Annotated in this window: 18 protein-coding genes; 11 read left to right on the top strand and 7 right to left on the bottom strand. The window is 43.8% G+C overall.

Annotated elements, in window-relative coordinates; genetic code table 11:
• The 3 genes from E7X56_RS11225 to E7X56_RS11215 all read left to right on the top strand — a co-directional run.
• Positions 1–891, top strand: an 891-nt coding sequence (locus E7X56_RS11225; RefSeq protein WP_167879534.1) for a DUF4430 domain-containing protein, incomplete at its 5' end; no start/stop codon positions are given.
• 105 nt (positions 892–996) lie between these two features.
• Complete coding sequence (locus E7X56_RS11220; RefSeq protein WP_135606832.1) at positions 997–3,159, top strand: PGF-pre-PGF domain-containing protein; 2,163 nt, start codon at positions 997–999, stop codon at positions 3,157–3,159.
• 123 nt (positions 3,160–3,282) lie between these two features.
• On the top strand, positions 3,283–5,691 hold the full coding sequence (locus E7X56_RS11215) for a PQQ-binding-like beta-propeller repeat protein (RefSeq protein ID WP_135606831.1): 2,409 nt from the start codon (positions 3,283–3,285) through the stop codon (positions 5,689–5,691).
• A gap of 131 nt (positions 5,692–5,822) precedes the next feature.
• Here E7X56_RS11215 and E7X56_RS11210 read toward each other — a convergent pair whose 3' ends face one another.
• Complete coding sequence (locus E7X56_RS11210) at positions 5,823–6,359, bottom strand: O-acetyl-ADP-ribose deacetylase (RefSeq protein WP_135606830.1); 537 nt, start codon at positions 6,357–6,359, stop codon at positions 5,823–5,825.
• Between the two features lie 46 nt (positions 6,360–6,405).
• On the bottom strand, positions 6,406–7,665 hold the full coding sequence (locus tag E7X56_RS11205) for a GntP family permease (protein ID WP_135606829.1): 1,260 nt from the start codon (positions 7,663–7,665) through the stop codon (positions 6,406–6,408).
• A 59-nt stretch (positions 7,666–7,724) separates the two neighbouring features.
• Between E7X56_RS11205 and E7X56_RS11200 the strand changes: the two genes are divergently transcribed.
• Positions 7,725–8,810, top strand: coding sequence for a (Fe-S)-binding protein (locus E7X56_RS11200; protein WP_135606828.1), 1,086 nt, complete (start codon positions 7,725–7,727; stop codon positions 8,808–8,810).
• Between the two features lie 87 nt (positions 8,811–8,897).
• On the opposite strand, the gene pyk is transcribed toward E7X56_RS11200, so the two are convergent.
• From pyk to E7X56_RS11180, 4 genes are all read right to left on the bottom strand, one after another.
• Entirely contained in the window at positions 8,898–10,319 is a 1,422-nt protein-coding gene (gene pyk / locus E7X56_RS11195) for a pyruvate kinase (RefSeq protein WP_135606836.1), read from the bottom strand.
• Positions 10,320–10,398: 79 nt separating this feature from the next.
• Positions 10,399–10,656 (bottom strand): hypothetical protein, encoded by a 258-nt coding sequence (locus tag E7X56_RS11190; protein ID WP_135606827.1) that lies wholly within the window; start codon positions 10,654–10,656, stop codon positions 10,399–10,401.
• A gap of 291 nt (positions 10,657–10,947) precedes the next feature.
• Positions 10,948–11,367 carry a hypothetical protein gene (locus E7X56_RS11185; RefSeq protein WP_244603511.1) on the bottom strand — a complete coding sequence of 140 codons (420 nt, stop codon included), beginning with the start codon at positions 11,365–11,367 and terminating at the stop codon, positions 10,948–10,950.
• Positions 11,364–12,251 (bottom strand): rhomboid family intramembrane serine protease, encoded by an 888-nt coding sequence (locus E7X56_RS11180; RefSeq protein WP_135606826.1) that lies wholly within the window; start codon positions 12,249–12,251, stop codon positions 11,364–11,366. Before E7X56_RS11180 ends, E7X56_RS11185 begins: the two co-directional genes overlap by 4 nt.
• Positions 12,252–12,619: 368 nt before the next feature.
• Here E7X56_RS11180 and cdhA point away from each other — a divergent pair, with 368 nt between their 5' ends.
• The 7 genes from cdhA to E7X56_RS11145 all read left to right on the top strand — a co-directional run bounded on the left by cdhA (position 12,620) and on the right by E7X56_RS11145 (position 21,565).
• Positions 12,620–15,037, top strand: coding sequence for a CO dehydrogenase/acetyl-CoA synthase complex subunit alpha (cdhA, locus tag E7X56_RS11175; RefSeq protein ID WP_135606825.1), 2,418 nt, complete (start codon positions 12,620–12,622; stop codon positions 15,035–15,037).
• Between the two features lie 3 nt (positions 15,038–15,040).
• On the top strand, positions 15,041–15,556 hold the full coding sequence (gene cdhB / locus E7X56_RS11170) for a CO dehydrogenase/acetyl-CoA synthase complex subunit epsilon (RefSeq protein ID WP_135606824.1): 516 nt from the start codon (positions 15,041–15,043) through the stop codon (positions 15,554–15,556).
• Positions 15,557–15,618: 62 nt separating this feature from the next.
• Entirely contained in the window at positions 15,619–17,025 is a 1,407-nt protein-coding gene (gene cdhC / locus E7X56_RS11165) for a CO dehydrogenase/CO-methylating acetyl-CoA synthase complex subunit beta (RefSeq protein WP_135606823.1), read from the top strand.
• A gap of 12 nt (positions 17,026–17,037) precedes the next feature.
• Positions 17,038–17,790 carry an AAA family ATPase gene (locus E7X56_RS11160; protein ID WP_135606822.1) on the top strand — a complete coding sequence of 251 codons (753 nt, stop codon included), beginning with the start codon at positions 17,038–17,040 and terminating at the stop codon, positions 17,788–17,790.
• A gap of 40 nt (positions 17,791–17,830) precedes the next feature.
• Positions 17,831–19,147, top strand: a complete 1,317-nt coding sequence (cdhD, locus tag E7X56_RS11155) for a CO dehydrogenase/acetyl-CoA synthase subunit delta (RefSeq protein ID WP_135606821.1) — start codon at positions 17,831–17,833, stop codon at positions 19,145–19,147.
• A 3-nt stretch (positions 19,148–19,150) separates the two neighbouring features.
• Positions 19,151–20,560: an acetyl-CoA decarbonylase/synthase complex subunit gamma gene (gene acsC / locus E7X56_RS11150; protein WP_135606820.1), complete on the top strand. Its 1,410-nt coding sequence runs from the start codon at positions 19,151–19,153 to the stop codon at positions 20,558–20,560.
• A gap of 72 nt (positions 20,561–20,632) precedes the next feature.
• The gene (locus tag E7X56_RS11145; RefSeq protein WP_135606819.1) at positions 20,633–21,565 is read left to right on the top strand and encodes an alpha/beta hydrolase; all 933 of its coding nucleotides are present in this window, start codon (positions 20,633–20,635) and stop codon (positions 21,563–21,565) included.
• A 91-nt stretch (positions 21,566–21,656) separates the two neighbouring features.
• Here the strand turns inward: E7X56_RS11145 and cobN are convergent, their stop codons facing one another.
• On the bottom strand, positions 21,657–26,165 hold the full coding sequence (gene cobN / locus E7X56_RS11140) for a cobaltochelatase subunit CobN (RefSeq protein WP_244603510.1): 4,509 nt from the start codon (positions 26,163–26,165) through the stop codon (positions 21,657–21,659).
• Between the last annotated feature and the right edge of the window lie 73 nt (positions 26,166–26,238).

Below are 26,238 nucleotides of genomic sequence, written 5' to 3'. Positions count from 1 at the left end.
ATTAATGGAACTAACAATGAACCATGGAGTCCTACCTCTAAATCATGGTCGATCTTGATCAATGATGTGCCAGCTTCTGAAGGACTTAGTAAAAATACGCTGAAGAACGGGGATGTTGTCAGTTTCTGGTTCTGTCCAACGAACAGTACGACATATGACCCCATCATTGGTGAAGCATCGTATGTCCTGAACATTACTCTGAAACCTACAACTGTCATATGGGATGGCGAGGTTGAGCTACCATCCGGTACGTTTGATTTTGTGCCTACCAACAATCAGTCTGCAAGTTATGAGATCAATAATTTCACCGATCTTGGAGCTCTTGTGACTGCTAATCAAAGTGCTGGTTTTAGTATCAACATAACAGACGAATGGTATGCATCATTCGGTTCGTTCTGGATCAATGGAATTAATGGAACTAACAATGAACCATGGAGTCCTACCTCTAAATCATGGTCGATCTTGATCAATGATGTGCCAGCTTCTGAAGGACTTAGTAAAAATACGCTGAAGAACGGGGATGTTGTCAGTTTCTGGTTCTGTCCAACGAACAGTACGACATATGACCCCATCATCGGTGAAGCAACGTATGTCCTGAACATATCTACAGTAATTGAAAGTAATACTGGAAGTGGCAGCAGTGGCGGAACAGGTCCTGCCACTATTTTGACAGTTGTCGATGAAGAAGAAACAGTTACTCCTGAAGAACCACAGCCAGACGAGGATGAAGGTCAAATTGCACCTGATGCGGATGCAGGTTCGGCAGAGCAGTCTGATACACCAATCGATGAATCCGAAGAAACCAAAAAAGGTCTGCCCGGATATGAAGGAATAGTTGCAGTATTCGGACTGTTGATCTCAGCTATCTTTATCATGAAAAGAAGGGTGTGATAGATCGACATACAAATATTGAGACCGTGTCGGGAAAGTGATGAAGAGCATTTCCCGATACTCTCATATTGAGATTTGGAATATAGACGTTTGGGGGCTAAATGGATGAACAAAAAAAATAAAAACGTTTTCGCTTTTTTTTTGAGTGCAATACTATTCATTTGCATCTTGTCGGGTATAGCATGCGCATCCGATTGGTCTCAGTTCCAGAAGGACAAAATTAACTCCGGAGTTACAAAGGATGAAGCACCGATATCCGATCCGATGACTGGTAGTTCCTTGTCATGGGAACAGAAATTATCTTCTAACATCGACATTGCGCCCCTAGTTGTTGAAGATCTTGTATACGTGGCAACCGGTGACAACAAAGTGTATGGCATCGATAAAAATACGGGGAACATTTCCTGGGAAAACTCTTCAAGTGGAAGTGGCTTCCTTCTTGCAAATATCGCTTACGGGAAGAACATGATCTTTGTTCCAACTAAAAATGGAAAAATATATGCTTTTGATGCAAAGACAGGAGTTGAAAAGTGGGATATTAAGGTATCCAGTAATCAACTGAATACGCCTGTTACATACGACAATAAACGTATATTTTTCGGGGATTGTGTCAGTGGTGGCAGTGGCTCATCCACTGATGGAACATACTATTGCTACGATGTGGAGGACGGTACTGAGCTCTGGAGTCGTGATTCTACCAGTGGCGGAGGTTATTACTGGGCAGGCGCAGCTGTGAAAGGGGATTATCTGATTTACGGCGATGACAAATCACATCTGACTTCGGTTGAAAAAGTTACGGGCAATACTATTGATGAAATTGATGCCTCTTTCGTTTTTGGTGTTGATGTAAAAGAGATCCGATCCTCTATTGTTTGGAACAGTGATAGGCTATATTTCACATCAAAAGGCGGATACTGTTTTGTCCTTGGATTCAATCATAGCACTGGCAAGTTTGACACCATGGATAGTTACAACACGTATATAGGTCCCAGTGTATCTACACCTGCAATCTACAATGAAAAGGTCTATGTCGGAAGTGCTGGAGCTTTATCCTGCTTAAATGCATCCGATTTAACTGGTATCTGGACTTTTGCAGTATCCGGTGATGTAAAGTCCTCTCCTGCTTTATCGGAACGTTATGATACAGGAAATGGAAACGTTTACATCTATTTCACAACAAACGCTGCAAATGGAATGGTCTATTGCCTTAAAGATTACAATGGGAACAGCAATCCTGTAGAACAATGGTCATATGGGGAACCGGGGAAAACAGACTGGTCTCTTGCAGGTGTTGCGATATCTGATGGATGGATATATTATGGTACTGACACGAATTATTTGTTTGGCTTAACAAACAAAAAAACGGTTAGTGATAGGGGCAGCAGGAGTGGAGGTAGCGGTGGTTCAGCAAACATATTATATAGTACTGGAGAAGCGCCTGAGAATATCGTTGTATTCGAGACAAGTATAAGGTTTATGTCATTTGGTCATAAAACAACGTATGAGTTCTATGATCCTGATAACTATATAACCTCAGTATCATTTGACGCGAAGCAGAATTGGGGGAAACAAGCTGCCGTTGTTGAGATATTGAATTCCAATTCTACATATGCAACATCAATAGAGAAATCGGTCTATAAATACATAAACATCTGGATCGGTAAAGCTGGATTTGCAACCCCTGTACGCATGGATAATATGACTGTAGAATTCAAAGTTCTAAAATCAGAAATCAACGAAAGTACTGTAAACAGATCCACGATCACTTTGAACAGGTTCTATGATGATAAATGGAACTCTCTAAACACAGAGGAGCTCGAAAATAGGGAGGATAATGATACCATCTATTTCAGAGCAGAAACCACCGGTTTTTCGCCATTTGCCATAACATATGAAAATTTCTCAGAAGTGAAGAATATAGATGAATATAAAGTTAATTCTTCGTACACAAAAACAATAACCGGTGATTTCCAAAATCTTGACGTCTGGTCTACCCTGGTTGGATTTGCAACGCCTGAACGCACGGAAAATATGACTGTGGAGTTCAGAGTACTAAAATCAGAAATCAACACGAGTAATGTAAACATATCTACAATCACTTTGAACAGGTTCTATGATGATGAATGGAACTCTCTGAACACGGAGGAACTCGAGGAAAGGGAGGATAATGATGCCATCTATTTCAGAGCAGAAACCACTGGTATTTCACCATTTAAGGTCACAGCTGAAGCGACTCTGGAAGTGGAGGATGGAAATCAAAAACAATAAGATAAGGACGGTTTGTTTCTACAGATCTTTGTAGATGTTGACTGAAAAATTATCAATATTTTTGTGGATTCAAATTTGAGGTAAGTGAGGGTCAGACGATTCTGTGTCAAGGATGAATGTAAAATGAACAAAAAAAGAATATCTGATAAAACGTTCGTACTTTTTTTCATTTTTATATTTTTAGCTTCAATATCGACAGTTGCCACATCATCCGATTGGTCACAGTTTCAGTCTGACTGGGAACATACCGCATTAACACAGGACCCTGTAGTCAAGGAGAATCCGGAAACAGCCTGGAGTGTTACCACCTCTATGTATGAAAAGAATGGTATCAATGCCCCACCTATAATTGCAGACGATCTTGTTTATATCTATACAACGAATGGTTCCATCTGGGCATTTGACAAGAACAATGGGGATCTGGTCTGGAGAAATAAAACCACTGGGGGAAGTGTGCTTCAATCATCAACACCAGCCTACGGCAATGGGAAAATATTTGTTGCCAGCAATAGTGGTAACCTGTTTGCATTCGATGGATTAACAGGTGAAGAGCTTTGGAATGAGCATGTAACTGACAGCAACTTTGAATGTCCTATTACCTATTTCGATCACATGATATACGTCGGAGATGGGCTCAAGGGTGGGGTTGCTACAAAATATTACTATTGCTACGATGAGAACGGACAACAGCTCTGGAAATATGCTAATGAGCGATCTGCAGGATTCTTGTGGAATGGTGCATGCGTTATAGGGGATTTCATTGTATATCCAACGCACGAAGGTAAGTTGGTAAGCCTCGATAAAGAAAACGGAGGGCTTGTGGATGAGATCGATCTTACTTCTGAAGTCCTCGATTTTGCAAAGGATGATCCTGGTATGTTCCGTTCATCTGTAACATACAACGATGGATTCGTATATACGACTTCAGAAAGAGGACAGTCTTTAGGATATGTATGGAAGATCGGATATGATAATGGAAAGTTCATCAATAATGGTTGGTGTACCCAGAATGGTTTCAGTACATCAACACCTGCTATCCATGATGGGAAAATCTATGTCGGACAGGGGGAACATGGTTACCCAGGTAATCTCACCTGTTTGGAAGATTCAACCGGGAATATTTTGTGGTCTTATTTCGTTGATGCAGGTGTGAAGTCGTCGCCAGCCCTTGCTTTAGAGGGTGATATGACGTACATTTATTTTACAGGGGCAAAAAGCAATGGTTCTCTTTATTGCCTGAAAGAAGATGGATCTCTTGCCTGGGAATATAATCCACCTGATGATGGCTACATATTGCAAGGTGCTGCAATATCTGATGGTAAAATTTACTTTGGAACGGATGGTGGATACCTCTATTGCATTCAGGAGTCAATCCCAAAAGAGTGGAAGCAGTTCCATAAGGATGCTCAAAATACCGGATTTTCCCCATCTGATGCCCCGGATACGAACAACATATTATGGGCCAGCGAAGATATAGGGGCAGTACAAGGTTCATCACCTGTTATTGCCGACTCAATGGTTTACGTAAACTGTGGTGACTACGTTAAATCTTTAGACCAGTATACCGGTGAGTTTCTGAAAAATCACAGCAGAGGTAGCACCAAATATAATTCAATAGCTTCTCCTGCCTACCACAATGGCAGTGTGTGGTGTGGCTTGCCAGATTCGGTTAACAGTGGTACAACAGTGGCAGATGGGAAACTATTCGAAGGTGAGTGGGATGGTCACTATTACTGCTTCGATGAAGTTACCGGAGAGGAGTTATGGAATTTTAGTGCAAACGGGAATGCACAGGCAACACCTGCATATGAGGAAGGCAGGGTTTATTTCACAAGCTGGGAATATGGGCAGACCCATGCAGGGTATGTCTACTGTGTTGATTCAAATACAGGCGACCTTATCTGGGGTCAGAGTGAAATTGTGTATAACTGCTGTAGTTCTCCAACAATCTATGGTAATATTGTTTATGTGACTACCTACAATTTCTATGGCGAAGGCGAGATCTACGCACTGAACAAAAACAATGGTTCCATTTTATGGAAAAGGTCGATACATCGAACAGATTCAACACCAACGGTGGCTTATGGCAACGTCTATGTTTCCGGAGGAATTTATGGATACAGTGATCTGCAGACATACTGTTTCGATGCAACAACCGGGGATCTCAAATGGAATACGACTCCTGGTGATGGGATTGGGGGATGGCTCTGTTCGGTTGCCGTTGCAGATGAAAAGGTATTTGTAGGCACCGCTCTTGAGACCGAAGATGATTATACCGGACTTAATGGAACATGTGCCTTGGACGCATTTACCGGGGAATTGATATGGAACTCGAGATACGGAGGGTCCTCTCCAGCCGTTTCGGATGGAATGGTATTTACCATTGCAGATGGCAGAGTCTATGCTTTTGGTGATGCAATAGCTACAGGTGAATCAACTAATGAGGAATCGGCCGGATTCGAATTATCCATTGCAGCATCAGGGTTGTTAATTTCAGCCATTTATATGATAAGAAGAAAAAGAAAAGAGTAAATTGTTCTGTAGAAACTTATTTCTACCATCACCCACCTGTCTTAACATGCTTAATTCAATTGATACATATTTAAAAATAATATTCTGTAATATATAACTTCTTGGAAAAGATAAAGAAATCCATCATATTTTTAGTTATGACTGTCTTCTGCCACCAGTTCCTCAAGAGACCGGGAATAGCTATCAAATGTTCTTTCATTAAAACAAACTATCAGAACTTTCTCGATAGAACTATCCTTCCCAAGGAAACCAGCGATCTCAGTTATTGCTATCCTGGAAGCCCGATCCACAGGAAATCCGTATGCACCTGTACTTATTGAAGGAAAGGCGATCGTTCTCACACCATTCCTTTCCGCAAGCTTCAGGCTATTACGATAACAGCGAGCCAGCATTTCATCTTCCCCGGAAGTTCCTCCTCTCCAGATCGGACCGACAGTATGTATCACCCACTTTGCAGGAAGAAGATAACCCGAGGTGATCTTTGCTTCTCCCGTGGGGCAGCCTTTCAGGCTCCTGCATTCTTCAAGAAGCTGTGGTCCTGCTGCTGCATGTATGGCACCATCCACGCCTCCTCCTCCCAGAAGGGAGTTATTGGCAGCATTTACGATGGCATCGACATCCAACTCTACAATGTCACCTTTAGTAACTACTATCCTATCCGACAGCATACATTATAGGTTGACCTGATAGGATTTTAGAGTTATCCTGCCTGTTTCATCCAATAATGGAAAGTACCATGGCACAACAGAAGATCAGAACTCCCGCACCTGCAAGAGGAAGCGTGAACCTGCGCACAACAGTGGGTATGGAGTCTCCTGTGGAGCGCTGCACCAGCCAGAAATAAGGATCGCTCACATATGAAACTACCAATGTGCCTGCTGAGATCATCAGTATGAGAGGAATGGTCGGGATCGAAGCAACAATATCTGTACCGGCGAGAATGGTTGCTGTGATGACCGCAGTAACAACTCGGGATCCCTGGGCAGTTTGTATGAGGACTGCAAGCACGAATGGTATTACCACCACCGGAAGGATACCGGATATCAGGGCAAAGACCTCATCCGGGAAACTGCTTGCGGATATCACAAAACCAAGGGCTCCTGCACCGCAAAGGTCGAAGAGTATGATCCCGGCATTCTTGGTCCCTTTCTCAAGTGCAATTCTGCGAGGTCCTTCACTGACGAGCAGAAGTGAAACGAACACGGAGATAACAAGAGCAATGTTCACGTCACTGATGGCTGAGAGCGGAGAGAAAAGATAACCGATCGTTATCAGGAAAACAGGCAGTGCTATGGGTAGCCAGACCTTCCATCGGGGCAGGGAAAGCATAACAGGTTCTACCAGTCCTTCAAGTTCCGGAACCGGGTGTTGTGGACCTTTGCTAAGTTTTTTCGAGACAACATAACCGATACCGAGAAGGAACAGGGAAAGAGGAATAGTTATGAGATTGATACCAAAGCTCTCAGATCCCGGCACTCCAAAAGTGGTGGTCATGCTGTAAACAACAGGTAATGGCAGGATAAGTACGAATGAAAGCACACTTCCGAAGGCTGCCATGTAGAAAAGTCTTCCACCTGAAGAATGTTCCTTCTCCATCTGTTCAATAAGAGGAAGCATCACAACATATGCGGTGAGACAGCACATAAGTGGAATGGAAAGAAGATACCCTACCACTCCTGCAGCCATATCAGGAGCTTTAATGGTTCGTTTCACATCTTCCACGATCTTTTCAATAAAGTGTCCGTGCCTCAGTATCTGGCCAATCACTGCTCCGCAATAGATAGGAATACCCAGAAGGGAGAAAATACGTCCTGCACCCCCGGTGACATATTGGACCAGCCATTCGCTCATACCACTGAGTATGCCAAATATGAATGCAGCTGCTATGAGGGTCAGGAAAGGGGTGACATGGAATCTGATCGTGAGAACACTGATAAAAATAATAATAAATATAAAGATGAGCAGTGATCCCATACAAGGCTTGATGTATCAGGAGATATATGATGCCATCGGAAGAACAAAGGAGCAATTAAATGGACGAAGACCTGCTTGCTGTGGATTATTGTACCGATTGTGGGAAATGCTATGATGTCTGCCATATTGCAAAAGTGACAGACAATAAGTATACGCCAAGATCGAAGATAATGCTGCTCCAGAAGCTGATCGATGGTGATGAACTTGAGCAGGAAGAAATCAATGATGTTTACCTTTCAACCCGTTGCGGTGCCTGTGATGATGTCTGCCCCATGAACATCCCGATCACGGATATTATACAGAGAGAAAGGGAGATACTGGCAAAACAGGAAAAAGAACCTGCCAGAACCACACAGATATGCAGGAACATTCTCGAAGCAGGAAGTCCGGGAAGAAAAGATGCTTCAGTTCGAAACTCCTGGGTCACCGATGAACTTGAACTTTCAGATAGCTCGGATGTGGCTTACATGGCAGGCTGCTGGATAGCATTTGCACATCAGGACATTGCTCGCTCCACCATCAGGATACTCAATGCAGGAGGCATAACACCAAGGACCATTCCGGAAGAGACGTGCTGTGGTCTTTTCCTGATAGACAACGGGCATCTTGAAGAAGCTAAGGAACATGCCAAAAAGTATGTGGAATATATCGAATCCCTTGGAATAAAGAGGGTAATTGCTTCATGTCCGGGATGTTACACGGTCCTTAAGGAAGAATATCCGAAACTCTTCCGTGAGCCTGAATTTGAAGTGATATATTCACTTTCACTTTTCGATCAGCTTATTGATGAAGGAAAACTTACCCCAAAGAAGCTGAATAAGACGGTATCTGTCAGGGATGCCTGTGCAATTATGGAAATGTCCGACATCCCCAGGAATATCCTTTCATCAATGGGTGTTGAGGTCAGGGAGATTTTTGACAGGAAAAGGGCTTGCTGTGGTGGCCCCGGTGGAGTAAAACCAAATTTCCCCGAGATCTCATCAAAGGTTGCAATGCTTACCATTGAACATTTAAAAGATACGCCTGATGGCACCGTATCCTACTGTCCGTTCTGTTATCATCATCTGGAAAACGTGTGCCATGAAAAAAATGAAGAGATAGATATGCAGGACATCTCACAACTGCTTTTGCAGAGCATACTTTAACTTCGAACATCAGGTCTGGTTCAACAGACCAGACCGATTAAGTTCAAATCAATCAAATTTGGTTCAGTTCAATTCTATTCAATTAGATCACGTAAGCTCGATTATCTTCAGAAGGTTTGTGCCACCTGTGTGACCCTGGGTCAGGACTATCATGTCACCTGGGTCACCTATGCCCTTTAATCTCAGGGACTCCTTGGCTTTCTGTTCAAGGTTTTCGGATCCATCCGTCACTTTAACAGGATATACGCCATATGAATATGCCAGCTGTTCACAGGTCATATCAAGATGGCTCATAGCAATGATCCATTCATCTGGCTTGAATCTTGAGATGCGTCTTGGGGTACCTCCGGAATACGTAGGTATTAAAACATATTTTATGGGAAGCCTCTTTATCGCTTCGTGCACCTGAACTGAAATGACATCACTGATGTTCATCGTAGTCTCGTCGATGCCTTTTCTGATAAGGTCAAGACCAAAACCTGTGCTAGTACGCCACATCTCGGTCTTCTTTGCAATATTGACCATGGTCTTAACGGTCTCTACCGGATATTTTCCAACGGCTGTCTCACCGGATAACATCACAGCATCGGTCCCATCAAGGATAGCGTTTGCCACATCGGTTGCTTCGGCACGAGTGGGTCTGATATTTTCGGTCATGGACTCAAGCATATGGGTTGCGGTTATCACCGGAATTCCGCGAAGATTTGCTTTATGGATCAGTTCCTTCTGGACGATCGGGACTTCTTCTATTGGGATCTCTACTCCAAGATCACCACGTGCAACCATCAGACCGTCGGTCACATCCATTATGTCATCAATGTTCTTCAGGGTCTGACTTCTCTCTATCTTTGCTACAAGGAAAACAGAACGACCTTTTTTAGCAGCGTGATCTCTCACCTTCTGGATATCGGATCCCCTCACAATGAAGGATACACTGAAGCAGTTCACCCCTTCATCTAAAACAAAATCCACGATCTCAAGGTCCCTTTCTGTAACAGGATCAAGCAAAAGATCGGTTCCGGGCAGGTTAACACCTTTATGAGAGGAAAGCAGGCCTCCAACAACGACCTCACATTCGGCTTCATTGCTGCAGACACCATTACATCTCATCTGGATGAAGCCATCATTGAAGTAAACGTCTGAGGTCTTTGCAATACAATAGGGAAGTTTATCAAAATCCACAGGGATCAGATCACCTGAGCCTACGATCTTATCAGTGGTCAGTCTAACCTTATCCCCTTTCTGCAGGTTCAGAGGCTCATCCTGAAGCTGGCCCACACGGATCTTCGGGCCCGGAAGATCTGCCATAATGGAAACAACAACATCCAGCTCCTTGCATAGCTTTTTGATCGTACGGATGACCTTGCCATGGCTTTCAAAACTGCCATGGGAGAAATTGATCCTCGCAACGTTCATCCCATTCAGTATAAGTTCACGCAAGACCTCTTCCGAAGAAGAAGCAGGTCCGATGGTGCATACTATCTTGGTCTTGTGATCCGGCAGCTTCAGGAAACTCATATTTTAACTATACCTTGGCTGCCTTAAAGCATTAACTATGTACGTAGTTTAAAAAAAGAATTGAAAGATATTATTCCTTTTCTTCAGATCCAGAGTGATACACAATTGAATCCCTTGCATATGTTCCACGCTTTTTAGAAGGATTGGAATCAAATAGCTCGCTCATCTCCAGAGAAAGACCCGTGAACCTTTCATGAAGCATATTAATGTAAGCTGTCAACTCAGTGATCTGACCATCCAGGTCCATGATCATTTCATCTTTTTCCTGTAGCTGACGCTTAAGTCCCTCGATCTGTCTCTGAATTTCCTTGAATGGATCATTTTCCATAAATAGCACCTCTTAAGAGATCATGAACAATAAATGATAGAAATTTGATGTATCTTTAATGCCAACTTAATGGATAAAGCTTATTGTTGTTAGCAGGTTTGAGAATTCCAAATCAACTCATAGTTCTTACAATTCTAATTCGATATCCTTCATTTTTTCTTGCATATGTTCTGATCAGCATTAATGAAAATAATATAAAATACGATTTCAAAAACTAATATTAAAAATTAATACCAAAAAATGATCTCATAAAGAATATCAAAAATCAATATTCGATCTTACAATAAAGGTTTACAATATTTCTTCAAGAGAACTTCTTTTTGCACGCACTTCAACAGGCCGGTCTTCAAGCCTGAAATGATTGATGGCCTTTTTGCCCTGTTTTTTTCTTGTATAACGCAATTCTCCTCCGTAGAGCAGAAAATCATTCAGCACATCTTCGAACTGGATGCGTTCTGTGTGCGATAGTTCTATTACACTTATTCCATCAAGCAACCAGTTGTATACTTTAAGAAGAAATACCTCACGCACACGTTTAAGCTTGTCAGGATCATAATTGCATGGCGCAGTGAGGTAGATAGTCCTTTTAAGTTCAGGTGACCAACCTGCAATTTTTTCTTCCATTTCAATAAATTGTATGGGGACCTCTTCCCCTTCTTCAGGTCTTGGCCGGTATCTTGCAAGGTGGCGGGTATTAGGATTCAGATTCACCACCTTCGAGGATCATATTCTGCTCTTCTGCGTTGTTTTCTGTTATTCCTGATCCGAATTCCCATGTAAAGTCCTACCAGAACACCACTGAGGTGAGCAGTATGAGCGATCATATCAGGAGCTCCTATTAACGTAAAGTCAAGCAGTACAAAGAGCAAGAGAGCATATTTGATCTTCATAGGTATGAAGTAGACATATACCTGCATATCCGGGGCTAATATAGCAAGTGTTGCGAAAACTCCCATGATAGCACCGCTGGCTCCGACCATAGGGTGGTAGCTGACACTGCTTGTCAGGGCGTATCCAAGGGCTGCTACAACTCCTGAAATGAAGTAAACATACAGGAACATGTCCTTTCCGATGCGTCTTTCCAGTTCTCTTCCGAAGAAGAACAGTACCAGCATGTTGAAGAATATGTGCCCGAAACTGGCATGCAGGAACATGTGAGTTATCAAGGTCCAGGGCTTTAAGAATATCGTGTTCGGGACAAGCTGGAAGAAATCCACATAGCCTGGTATCAGCTCAAGGAAGAATGAAATGATGCAGATGAATATAATGGCCATTGACGGACTTGTCGATATTGATGACCTTGTCCTGTGAACTGCACCTGTAGCTGCTCCTTTTGCAGCAGTTCTGGCTGCATCCTTCATCATATTCTTTATAACGTCATCCATTTCCGGTCCGTATGCCTGACCTCCGGTGTTGCTTCTGTTATAATTCCCTGACGTCCCGGAAGTCCCTGAAGAATATCCTGCATTGCGATCAAGGTCCTCGCAGGCATGTCTTTCAGGAAGTCGGTGGTCTGAGCAGAACGTTTTGCCACAATGACGACAGGTAAACATCATGGGTTCCTGTTTGCCACATATCCAGCATTTATTATCCAAAGTATCCTCCCGATCACAAATAATATTATCCGGATCTAATATGTTAATATCTGCTATCAAATAAAATGATTTCTAATGGTACTCATCCCGACACCACTCGTTATTTTATACCGTAATGGTAATTTTTAAAATTTGCTGGATACTCCTCTTGTTTTTAGCTTTTGTAACGGTGTAAACTCACAAAAGAATTGTCTGGTATAATCATGACAAATTACAGATACGCTTATATATGAGATACGCATACTACATTCAACATTCAAAAGACTGTGCATCAGTTATTACGTTTTATTCAATTCGTAACACCACGGGGAAATTGTCTATATACCCGTCTAACTATTAAATGTTCAATCCAGGAGGAGAGAAAACATATGAGTGAGCTAACTACAGGTAGTTTTTCTATCGGCGACCTTGAAAATGTTCAGATTACTATCAATAACATTGTAGGTGCTATTGATAAACAGATGGAAAAAAGCGATGAGGAAATGGGTCCTACACCTAAGCCAGGTGTCTCTTCATTGAGGGAGTGGGATCATACTATCTTTGAAAGATACAACCCGATATATACTCCAATGTGTGACCAGTGCTGTTATTGTACCTTCGGTCCATGTGACTTGAGTGGAAATAAAGAAGGTGCCTGTGGTATCAATCTTGAAGCCCACAATGCACGTGAGTTCATGCTTCGTGTCATGACAGGTGCAGCAGCACACGCCGGACATGGAAGACACCTTCTTCACCATATGATCGACCTGTACGGGAAAGATTATCCTATAAATGTCGGACCTACTAATATTATAGCTCCGAACGTTCAGGCTGTTACAGGTCTCAAACCAGAAACACTTGGTGATCTTGATATTGTACTGAACTATGTGGAAGAACAGCTCACGCAATTGCTTGCAGCAGTTCACGCAGGTCAGGAAGGGGCAGCTATTGACTTTGAGTCAAAGGCAATGCACGGTGGTATGATCGACCATGTAGGTATGGAAGTTTCCGACATTGTCCAGATCTCGTGTCTCGGTTTCCCTAAATCTGATGCAAACCCACCACTTGCAGACATAGGGATGGGTTGCATAGATCCATCCAAGCCAAATCTCATTGTTATCGGTCACAATGTAGCAGCTGTCACTGATATTATTGATTACATGGAAGACAACGATCTTACCGATAAGATCGAGCTTGGCGGTCTGTGCTGTACTGCACTTGACATGACCCGTTACAAGATGGACGGTTCAGCAGAGGATCAGGTTCCTAAGGCCAAGATCATAGGATCCCTTGCAAAAGAGCTTAAGATGATCAGATCAGGTGCTCCTGATGTTATCGTTGTTGATGAGCAGTGCATCCGTGCAGATGTTCTTCCGGAAGCACAGAAGCTCATGATACCTGTGATCACTACTAATGACAAGGTCATGTACGGTCTGAAAGATCGTTCCAATGATGATGTCGAAGATATCCTTGCTGACCTTACAAGTGGAAAGGAACCAGGAGCATTGCTGCTCGACTTCGAGAAGGTCGGAGAGATCGCTCCAAGACTTGCAATGATGATGTCTGAGATCAGGAAGCAGAAAGGTATTAAGGCACTTCCTACAGAGGAAGAGCTAAAAGACCAGGTCGACAAATGTGTCCACTGTCTTGCCTGTGAAATAGCATGTCCTGACAACCTGCCAATAAGTAAAGCAATGAAACTCGCAAAAGAGGGTGACTTCACAAAGTTCGAGTGGATCCATGACAAGTGTATCGGATGTGGCAGATGTGAATTTGCCTGTCCAAAAGATATTGATATCGTTAACGTTATCGAGAAATCCTCTCAGAAACTGATCCGCAACGAGATCGGAAAGGTACGTGCAGGTAGAGGACCTATCAGTGACCCTGAGATCAGGGAAGAGGGTGTTAACCTTGTCCTTGGTACAACACCGGGAATTGTTGCAATGGTTGGATGTTCCAATTACCCTGATGGTACGAAGGACCTTTTCGACATTGCAAAGGAGATGCTTCAGAGGAACTATATTGTTGTTGTTTCAGGATGTTCTGCAATGGACCTTGGAATGTACAAGGACGAGGATGGCCTGACACTTTATGAAAAGTATCCTGCAAAATTCAAGAGTGGTGGACTTATTAACGTAGGTTCCTGTGTATCCAACGCACATATAACTGCAGCTGTCATCAAGGTCGCAGCGATCTTTGCACAGAAAAAGGTTTCAGGGAACTACGAAGAACTTGCTGATTACTCACTAAACCGTGTCGGTGCTGTTGGTGTTGCATGGGGAGCATATTCCCAGAAAGCTGCATCCATAGGTACAGGTTGCACAAGGCTCGGTATCCCTGTCATCCTTGGACCTCACGGTTCAAAGTACCGCAGGGCACTGATCGCAAAGCCTTACGAGGACCAGAAGTGGAATGTGTACGATGCAAGGAATGGCAGTGAGATGAAGATCCCGGCTGCCCCGGAGTTCCTGCTCACAACTTCTGAAACCATCGAAGAAATGATGCCTATGCTCGCAAAGAGCTGTATCCGCCCAAGTGACAACAACATGGGAAGGATGATCAAGCTGACGCATTATATCGAGCTCAGCCAGAAGTATCTTGGTGTAATGCCAGATGACTGGCAGAACTATGTCAGGACAGAAACAGATCTTCCGCTTGCAAAACGTCAAGAGCTGCTGAAGATACTGGAAGAAGAGCATGGTTGGGAGATCGACTGGAAGAGGAAGAAGATCCTTTCAGGACCGGTGATGAAATCAGATGTTTCAGCACAGCCTACCAACCTTAAGAGACTTTGCAAGGAGGCTTAAATCATGGTCGACGTTATTAAAAATACTCAGATGCACTGCACATATGGCTGCAAGACCTCAAAAGCGGTCCAGCCAAATGTTGCCGGCAAGTTGATATCGAAGGCAAAGCGTCCTCTGTTCGTTGTGGGATCCCAGATCCTTAAAGATGAAGAGCTGTTGAAACATGCCATTGAGATCGCAAAGAAAGCTGATATACCGGTAGCAGCTACCGGTCATTCTATGAAGGGCTTTGTAGATGCCGATGTGGATGCTAAATACATCAACATTCACGCCCTTGCAACATATCTATGTGATCCTAACTGGACCGGCCTTGACGGGAAAGGACAGTATGATACAATTATCACGCTGGGACATTACAAGTATTATATCAATCAGGTATATTCAGGTCTGAAGAATTTTACGAACCTTAAGACCATATCTATCGACAGGTATTACCTCCAGAATGCTACCATGTCCTTTGGGAACATAACCCCTGAGGTACTCCTTGAAGCACTGGATGAATTGATAGAGAATCTTTAAGACCCGACAAAATCACATAAATCATATTACAAACATTAGATGACCATTACGGAGGACAAAATATGGCAGAGGAATATCCCTTTGAGATATCCCCTATGTTTGAAGGGGAAAGGATTAGAAAGGACGGCATGCACGTCGAACTCTCAGGACCGAAATCAAAAGGTTACGAGCTTGTAAGAGCTACACCTATGGATGAGATCGAGGATGGTAAGTTCACACTTATCGGCCCTGATCTTTCAGAGATGGAAGAAGGGTCAAGATACCCGTTCGCAATGATTTACAAGATCGCAGGAGAACTTGTGGAAGAAGACCTTGAGTCTATCGTTGAACGTAGGAACCACGATTTCCAGAACTACATCCAGGGTTTAATGCACTTGAACCAGCGTTACGATGTATGGATACGTGTCAGCAAGGATGCTGTGGCTAAGGGCTTAACATCCTTTGAGCCAATAGCACAAGCTGTTATGATGCTCTTCAAGAACGAGCTTCCATTCATAGAAAAGGTCGAGGCTGTCTATGTGACAGATCTTGCAGAGATCGAGAAAGAGATGGATAATGTAAAGGCCATCTACAAGTCAAGAGATGACAGGACACGTGACCTGCACGATGAGGACGTAGACACTTTCTACGGCTGCAGTCTCTGTCAGTCATTTGCTCCATCCAACGTCTGTGTCATCACACCAGACAGGATCTCACTTTGTGGTGCTATCAACTGGTTCGACGGAAGGGCAGCTGCCAAGGTCGATCCTGAAGGTCCACAGTTCGCGATTCCAAAAGGCGATGTGATCGATGCTGAATCCGGTGAGTACTCCGGTGTGAACGAGATCGCAAAGTCACTTTCAAGCGGTGAATATGACCGTATCAAACTTCACTCTTTCTTTGAATATCCACACACATCATGTGGTTGCTTTGAGGTAGTGGGTTTCTACATCCCCGAAGTAGATGGTATTGGTTGGGTAGACAGGGATTATGCAGGCACTGCACCAAATGGTCTTCCATTCTCTACAATGGCAGGTCAGACCGGTGGTGGAAAGCAGGTAGCTGGTTTCCTTGGTGTCGGTATCAATTACTTCAGGTCACCAAAGTTCATTCAGTCCGATGGTGGATGGGACCGTGTTGTATGGATGCCAAAACACCTGAAAGACCGTGTGCTTTCTGACATACCTACTGATATTGCTGATAAGGTTGCAACCGAAGAAGATGCTCCGGACCTTGATTCATTGAGGAGTTTCCTCACTGACAAGAACCATCCAATAGTCGAGAGATGGGAAGCAGAGGAAGAACCTGAGGCAGAAGAAGAGGTTCAGGAAGAAGCAACATTTGCAGCACCGGCAATGATGCAGGCAGCAATGCCAATGCAGGGTATGCCAATGATGATGCCACCTTCATCCGGAACCGGCGGTGTCAAGATCATCCTCAAGAATGCAAAGGTAACCATCGACAAAGTGATAATCCAGAAAAAGGAGTAAACGAGGTCTTCTGTGACAAAAGTAATTGCAATAACAGGTAAGGGTGGAACGGGGAAGACTGCAATAACCAGTCTTCTTATCCGCCATCTTACAAGAACTGATAAGTTGGTCCTCGCTATCGATGCAGATCCGGATACGAACCTTCCGGAAACCCTTGGTTGCGAGACTGTCAAGACAGTTGGTGATATGAAGCAGTTCATGCTGGATGAAAGGGACAATTTCCCTCCTGACATTAACAAGGAGTCAATCTTCGAATCAAAGATCTATGAGATCCTTGAGGAGATGTCCAATTACGACCTTATCGTAATGGGTCGTCCGGAAGGCTCCGGATGCTATTGCTATGTTAATAACCTGCTTCGTGGTATCATGGACAAGGTCGTAAAGAACTATGATGTTGTTATTCTTGATACCGAAGCCGGACTTGAGCATTTCAGTCGTAAGATCATCCGTGATGTTGATGATCTCATTGTGGTTACCGATGGCTCAAGACGTGGTCTGAGGACCGCCGAGCGCATCAGGGAACTTACCGAGGAACTTGAGACCAATATCAGGAATATCTATGTTGTTGCGAACAAGGTCACAGATGCCAATAAGGAAGAAATCGAGAAAACTGCAAAAGATCTTGATCTCGAACTCATCGGAACTGTTCCCATGGACAGTATGATCGCAGAAAGGGACTTGAAGGGCCTGCCTCTTTTCGACCTTCCTGACGAGTCTGTTGCTGTACAAGAGGTTGGAAAGATCGCGGAGAAACTTGGTTTATAAGAACTTTCATTACTTCATATAATCAAATGGTGGAATTCATATGTCAAATAAGATGAAATTATCAGGTCTTACTGATATTCTAAAAGATCTTGATGTCGAGTCACTTGAAGGGGTGACGATCGAGGGAGACATCGAGCTTGATATCAGTGGAGGCGGAGGTCTTAATCCTGCTATGGCCTATGCACTTGGTCATGAAGCTGCACAGATCTCATTACATGTCGCAAACATCGCAAGGATGTTGGGATACCCTGTTGACCAGCTTTTTGCTGCATCCATGGGCGGACTTCCACAGGCACCCGTAGCCGGACAGTCCAGGATACAGGAGCTTATTCCTGCAAAGTTCGATGTTGCAAAGATGAGCGAATGGGCAACTCCTATCCAGGAAGTGACCCTTGGTGCTACATCAGCAGATGGCGGTTCCAGGAAGAACACTATCACTCTGGGTGGCGAGAATGCACTTCCATATTACTTCGATGCTGAAATGCCACACCGCAACTACGTTACAATGGATGTCTTCGATATGCCTATCGGAATGGCAAAATCTGTCAAAGGCAACTATGAAGATGTTATCAACGATCCTGCGGAATGGGCAAAGAAGGTCGTACGTGACTTCAATGCAGACATGGTCACCATACACCTTATCTCAACAGATCCTCTCATAAACGATACACCTGCAAGGGAAGCAGCAAAGGTCGTAGAAGATGTTCTTCAGGCCGTTGATGTGCCTATTGTCATAGGTGGTTCAGGTAATCCAAAGAAGGACCCTGAGGTCCTTGAAAAGGCAGCAGAGGCTGCAGAAGGCGAGCGTGTACTGCTGGCATCTGCAAGTCTTAACCTTGATTACGAAAGAGTTGCAAAGGCTGCAACAGATCACGGTCATGCAGTACTGTCATGGACACAGCTTGAGATCAATGCACAGAAAGAACTTAACAGGAAGCTCATGAAGCAGTGTGGTGTCCCAAGGGATAGTATCGTAATGGACCCAACAACCGCAGCTCTTGGTTACGGTCTGGACTATGCTTATACTAACATGGAACGTATAAGGCTTGCAGGTCTTATGGGTGATGAAGAACTGACATTCCCGATGTCTTCCGGTACTACCAATGCATGGGGTGCCCGTGAGTCATGGATGAAGGAATCTCCACTCAAGCAGGATTCCGACTGGGGTCCACGTGAGTACAGAGGTCCTATCTGGGAGATCGTCACAGGTCTTACACTCTCACTTGCAGGAAACGACATGTTCATGATGATGCATCCAACATCTGTACAGGTTCTCAAGGAGATCACACAGACACTTTATGGTTCCATTGAGGCAGATGAGATCGACATTACTAACTGGGTCGGAGCGGAGGTGTGATAAATGAAAATTAACAGCCCTCTTGAAGCTTATAAATTCCTTCCGGGCACCAACTGTGGTGAGTGTGGCGAAACATCCTGTATGGCATTTGCATCCCACCTTATTGACAGGTCATTGAAAACTACTGATTGTACACCTCTTGTAAGTGAGGAGAAGTACAAGAAAAAGTATGATGAACTGGAAGCACTTCTTGCACCTGAGATCAGGGAAGTTGTGATCGGTGTCGGTGAAAAGGCAGTGAGTATCGGTGGCGATGATGTATTGCACCGTCATAAACTTACATTCTTCAACAAGACCGCATTCGCATACGATGTCTGGGACACTATGGATGAGAAGGACCTTGTGGAAAGGGTCAACAAGATACAGGACTTCAAGAAATTTTATGTAGGAGATTTCCTGACACTTGACATGATCGCAGTGCGTAGCGTTTCAGATGATCCTGCAAAGTTCGCAGCAGCAGTAAAGAAAGTAATGGAAACAACTGAGTTTCCAATGGTCCTCTGTTCATTCAATCCTGAAGTCCTCAAAGCAGGACTTGAGGTGGCAGCAGAGAAGAGACCACTTCTTTATGCAGCTAACAAGGACAACTGGCAGGAAGTTGCAGCTCTTGCACAGGAATACAATGTTCCTGTGACAGTGTTTGCACCAAATGATCTTGACATGCTCAAATCACTGGCCAAGACATTCTCAGAGAATGGTATTGAGGATGTTGTCCTCGATCCGGGAACATTCCCCACAGGCAAGGGACTGAGAACAACCTTCCAGAACTTCCTGAAGATCAGAAGGGCAGGCATCAACGGTGACCGCGACATTGCATTCCCGATCATGGCAGTGCCTCTTACAGCATGGATGGCACACGATGACGATGTCAGTGCATCCTACTGGGAGACCGTGGTCGCATCAGTGTTCACTGTCAAATACGGCGATATCATGATACTCCACAGTATCGAGCCATACGCACAGTTGCCACAGGTTCACATCCGTGATACGATCTACACTGACCCACGTAAGCCGGTCACAGTAGATCCGGCAGTCTACGAGGTAGGTTCTCCAACAGCAGATTCACCAATGCTTGTCACAACCAACTTCGCCCTGACATACTACACTGTAGAGAGCGACCTGTCATCCAATGGAATTGACTGTTACCTCACAGCTATCGACACCGATGGTATTGGTGTGGAAGCTGCTGTAGCAGGCGGTCAGCTCACAGCTGCAAAGATCAAGAAGGGACTGGAAGATGCAGGCTTCGACATAAAGGAGAAGCTTAACAACAATGTTATCGTACTTCCGGGACTTGCAGCACGTCTTCAGGGTGATGTGGAAGACGAGACCGGTGCAGCAGTAATGATCGGTCCGGCAGACTCAGGAAGACTTCCTGGCTGGATGGAACAGAACTGGCCACCAAAGAAATAACTCAATTTATCCTATCCGTGTCAGCTCTGGCACGGAAAACCTTTTTTTTATTGTGCAACCATTTGATTAGCTATGGCTAAGATCAAACCAAAGCAACCATTCATGAAACGTCACAACAACATTGTGCTTTTAATCGGCCTGTCACTATTGCTCGCAGGGTTTTACGGCATTATGTACAACCAGGACGATGAATGGGTAATGACAGAAGATGGCTTGCTGTCATATCCTGAACGTGAAGAACTCGAATATTCTGTTATGGATATTGATGACTCTAACTCCAATTATACGGTAAAGACCATCTCTTACACAAGCAGGGAAACACAGATAAATTCTCTTCTGAGAATTCCCGGGATGAGCAACAATAATAGTAATGCAGTTCCTGCAGTGATAATTTTGCCAGGTGCAGGAATCACTAAAGAGGGTGAACATGGACTTTCTGTGCTGCTGGCTGAAATGGGCTATGCATCCATCGTCATCGACCAGCGCAATCTTGGTGCAATAGATGTAGAAAAGGATGTCATGCTCTTCAGGAACGGCGCTGAGCCTGTGGAATTCCTCATGGTCTATGATGCATTGATGGCATCAGATGTACTGCGTGACCAGCCTGAAATAGATGGCTCGAAGATAGCAATGCTTGGCTCGAGTAATGGAGGCAGGTTCGCAATCATTGCAACATCTATCGATGATTCCATCTCCGGTGTTATCGGCATAAGTACAAGTGGATATGGATCTGATTCTATCGATAGGGAAGATGTAATTGACCAGGCAGCTTATGATCTTTACATATCGATCGACCCTGACAACTATGTTGGCAACATATCACCGCGTCCTTTTGTGATGATAAACTCTCTCAATGATACCATCATTCCTTATGATGCCGCCATGAGAACGTTCGGGAAAGCAGAAGAACCGAAGTCATTCGGAACCGTTGATGGCACAGCACATGGTTATACTGATGCAATGTATCCATATCTGAAGGACGGACTGGAAGAGATCTTTGCTTAATGAATGAATGAATGAATGAATGAATAATTAAGCAATCAAAAAAGTAAATATGAAAAAGAAACAGGCATCCATTTAAGGATGCCACTTATTTTTAGAGTCTTTGCCTGCGGAATCCATAGATGATAGTTCCTACAACAAGGAGAACAACTGCAGTAGCTATTACATCTGATCCTGAGAAACCACTTGATGATGCCTTCTCTTCAGAGCTTGTTTCCTTTGTCATCTCGTATCCTTCCACGTAGTTGTCATCCACTGTTGCAGGTGCCTGTTCTGTAATAGTTCCATAACCTGCGGCATCAGTGCTTGTGCTTGTACTATTGACTATGTTTGCAGAAGGTGTGTTCGAGCTGCTCTTGTGGGAACTCGTTTCAGGATAACGATGTGTTGCTTCCTGCATCAATTCGTTGTACTTGTCCAGGGCATCTTTGTCCACATCTACTCCTAGAAGAGATATCTGTCCGGATATGAAATTATCGAGCGAAGGGTTCCCACAGGTGTGGTGGCAACAGGTAACATCGTTCTCAGCTACCGATTCGACATACTCTTTTATAAGAGTTTTTAGTACCTCCTCAGATACATCCCAGTTACCCTTTCTTGCAGTTTCGATCATTCTTGCATTCATGGACTGGTATGCATAAGGGTTGTTCTCTTTCATCCATTCAGAATTTTCACCTGTCATGTATGTTTCATACACATTGTCCCAGACGTAGTCATCGATCAGATCCGGGCAGACAGCTTCCCATCCCCAGAGGTTTTCAACGAAATCACCCATCATACCTGCACCTTCAAAACCATGCTGCTGCATACCTTCGATCCATGTAGGGTTGAGATACCTTGTCACGATCTCTCTTGAAAGGTATGTTTTCAAGGTTTCTATGGTTTCAGCATCCGGGTTCTGGAGGTTCATTATGTAGGTATCCGGAGTTGTACCGGAAGCCTGTCCTACGACCAGACTTAATCCTCCCATGTACTGGAAGAAGTCATCGGTGTCAAGGGCACCATATGTATTCGAACTGCGGCTGTGTAAGATGGCATTTACATCTTCAAGGTTGTCACCAAAGACTTCCTCATTATCCACGGAGCTATCAGCTACATTCCACTGGCTGACGATATCTTCTACGCTTTCTCCCCAGACATATTCACCATATGCATTGCTCATCCTTTCCATGTAAAGGTCAGCAAGAACGGTATTATTGTCCCAGGTATCACTTGCAGAGATCGCATTTGCCATACCTGTTCCATAGGCACCGTCCTCAGGACCGAAAATCCTGAGCAGGGAAATGGTCATGGAAGCGGTTTCATTCTGGAAGGTTGTATTCAGTCCTTCATAGATATTGTTGGTATTTTCTCTTACAAAGTTCGTATTCTCTGCAGGAGCATATGGGATATATTCAGGCGTAGGACGTTCTTCTTTTTCACCATATCCATTATCAGGTGCATTGTATGCGAGGTAGACTGCCTTGTCGATCAATTCTATTTTATGCGGGAAGGTGTCCCTGTAAAGACCGGATATCTGCACAAGTACGTCTATACGTGGGCGGCCCAGTTCTGAAGAATCGATCAACTCCACGTCTACAACTTCACCTTTTTCCCAAACAGGCTTTACACCAAGAAGGTACAGGATCTCTGCTTCCATCACACCTTCGTGACGTGTGGATTCCCCGGCCCAAAGGATAAATGCAACCTTGTTTGGATATTCACCATCATTTTCAGCCTTGTACATGTCAATGGTCTCGTTCGCAAGATTCATTCCAAGTTCCCAGGCCTGCCTTGTTGGTATGAGCTGTTCATCGAAGGCATAGAAGTTCCTGCCTGATGGAAGTGCATCCGGACGAAGGATTGGATCTCCTCCAAGGTTGGATTCTACATATTTACCATCCATTGCTTTGAGAACCTGCTGTATCTCATCCTCACTCTGGGCAAGGTTGCCGGCATATTCCGTAGCGTCTGATAGATAATCATCCATTGCAACTGAACTGTTATCAACACCAAGAACCTGTTCCTGAGCAAACGTGGAATTTAATCCCTGATTCAGAACAAGGTCGAGAAGCAACACTGGTGCAGTTTCGGATGTATTGTACAGTGCGACTTCCTCCTTGAAATCATTTCCAAGCATGGAACAGACCATTTCACTTAGCTGTTCACCTTGCGGTGAAGTACCAAGGATATGCAAACCATATGGCATGGATGTAGTTCTTAGTTCCCTGAGAACATCATCAAGTTCATCCAGGAACTCTTCCCTTGTCGACTCATCCTCGGAATGACTCATATTGACTCTTTCATCTAGGTGCAATTGGAGTGTCAGGTTAACGATCTCATTATAGCGTAACTCCTGCATATTCGGGTCACTGGAAAGAGCGTTATACTGACTTATCTTGTCGTTCAATTCGGTATAATTTCCATAACTTCCGGACATTACCACAGGTGGTATGAGGTGATCGATTATGATCGCATTGCCTCTGCGTTTTGCCTGCATGCCTTCTCCCATACCATCCATTACGTATGGGTACACTACAGGTATGTCAGCGGCCATGAGGGCAGGCCACTCGTCCCTGAACAGACCGAATTCTTTTCCAGGCAACCATTCGACAGTACCATGTCTACCCATGTTTACCATCACATCGGCATCAAATTCGTTCTGCAACCAGAGGTAGAATGCGATGTACTGGTGGTGAGGTGGCAGGTCTCCAGAGTGGTAGAGTGCATCATTGTCCTGTAACCATCCTCTTGTAGGTTGCGGGGCAAGGATCACGTTGTCACTAACTTCTATTTTAGGTATGACGACGAAACTGTTACCTGAACGATCTTCGTATACCATGATCTCTCCGGGAGCTTCACCCCACATTTCAACTACTTCCTGCTTTCTTTCTTCAGGAAGCTCATCGAACCAACCATTATATGTTTCTTCAGGGATCAATGTCACTTTGCCTGTCTCGACAAGGTCTTCCAGTTCTCCGGGAGCCCAAGTTCCAATATTTGTACCCTGCTTCACAAAGAGATCTACAAGTTCTGTTTCGTTGGGAATGCTTGAACTTTCTACATCATAACCGGAGTCGGCCATTCCTTTCAGAAGATTGTTGATACTTGGGACGACTTCAAGGTATGAAGCACCGATGTTGTCTTTTCCTGCTCCATGGTTATAGTACAGGATAACTACTTTCTTGTCAGATTCGTTCTTTGAAGAAAGTTCTGTCTGTGCTTCAGCCCTGTCCACAAGCCAATCAATCTGACTGTCAACAGGAACGTAAATATCATTACCCTGGGAATCGACTTCTTCTGATGCGATCATGATCGGATCGATCCATCCAAATGTCTCCGGTCTGTACAGCCTCAGCATATAGGTATTTGGTAATGGATTACTTGTTTCCTGCCACTCTGTCAGGTTCATGTAGCCGTTGAGTACAGTATTCATCACCGGTACACCCAGATTAGATATGTTGAAGTACTGGCTGCGGTAAGTGGTTGAAAGTATCAGGTCAACTTTGGTTTCAGGACTGTGGTCAAAGAAAGGGTCCACATGTTCGCTGCTTGAACCATAGCATGCGATGACATTCATGCCTCTGTTTTCGAGTTTTTCTATTATCTGATCATAAGTTGCCATGTCATCAGGATAATATGAACTGTAGAATGTCAGACCAACAGTTGGTGCATTCTCATCAAAGGAATATTCTGTCGAATTCCTGTTGCTATACCAATCAAAGTATTCACTGGCATTGGCAGTGAAATATGGTGCAGGCATTTCGGGATGGTATATTGCACTATCTAAACCTGTAGGATCTTCCACTTGTAGATCATTACGATCACCGAAAGTGGTGGCTAAGAAGAATATCAGATTGTCAAAGTTGGAATCATCTATGGCACCATATATCCAGTAATCCTGAAGATGGTCTTCGAAATCCTCTTCATTGGAGAAACCCGCCGGGACCACATAATTTTCATTGAGGTAAGTGTTATAGCCCACAACCATTGTGCCGTTTGCAATTGCTGCATCAATATTATCGGATATCACTGAAGCAGTAGCAGTGAACATATTGACATAAATGATGTCCGTCTCCGTAAAATCTACATCATTGTCAATTGTAGATCGCAGATAGTATGAAACTGCTATGTTGTAGTCAGAATTACTATTAATTCTTTCAACTACACTGTTTAATTTTGAAGAATAGCTTTCATAACCTGTTATTATGGATATGTTAAGGTGTGGAATGTTTGTGATTAACAAATCCTTTTCATTTAAAAGCAACACATCTGAATATGGTAGCGGATCGTATGGCAGAGACATTGATTTTTTGAATGTTTGCCCTGAGATCGATGATCTTTCCAAAAAGTCATACCATAAATCGATTTGTGCTTCTGAAACTCCTCTTGAACTTAGGTTCAATGCCTGTTCCACAGAAGAACCATTGACAAGAATGTCAGCTTCTACTTTTCTCCATTTGTCTGAATAATTCATTGAAACAAGCGTATAGTTTCCATTTGGAATTTCTTCAAAACTATAGTAACCACTCTCATCACTCGTCGTATTCGCAACAAATTTAGTACCCTGTTCATTTAAAAGCAACACATCTGAATATGGTAGCGGATCGTATGGCAGAGACATTGATTTTTTGAATGTTTGCCCTGAGATCGATGATCTTTCCAAAAAGTCATACCATAAATCGATTTGTGCTTCT

Origin of the sequence: Methanococcoides sp. NM1, from assembly GCF_900774285.1 — an archaeon.
GTDB classification, from domain to species: domain Archaea; phylum Halobacteriota; class Methanosarcinia; order Methanosarcinales; family Methanosarcinaceae; genus Methanococcoides; species Methanococcoides vulcani.
This window is presented reverse-complemented; position numbering and strand designations above follow the sequence as displayed.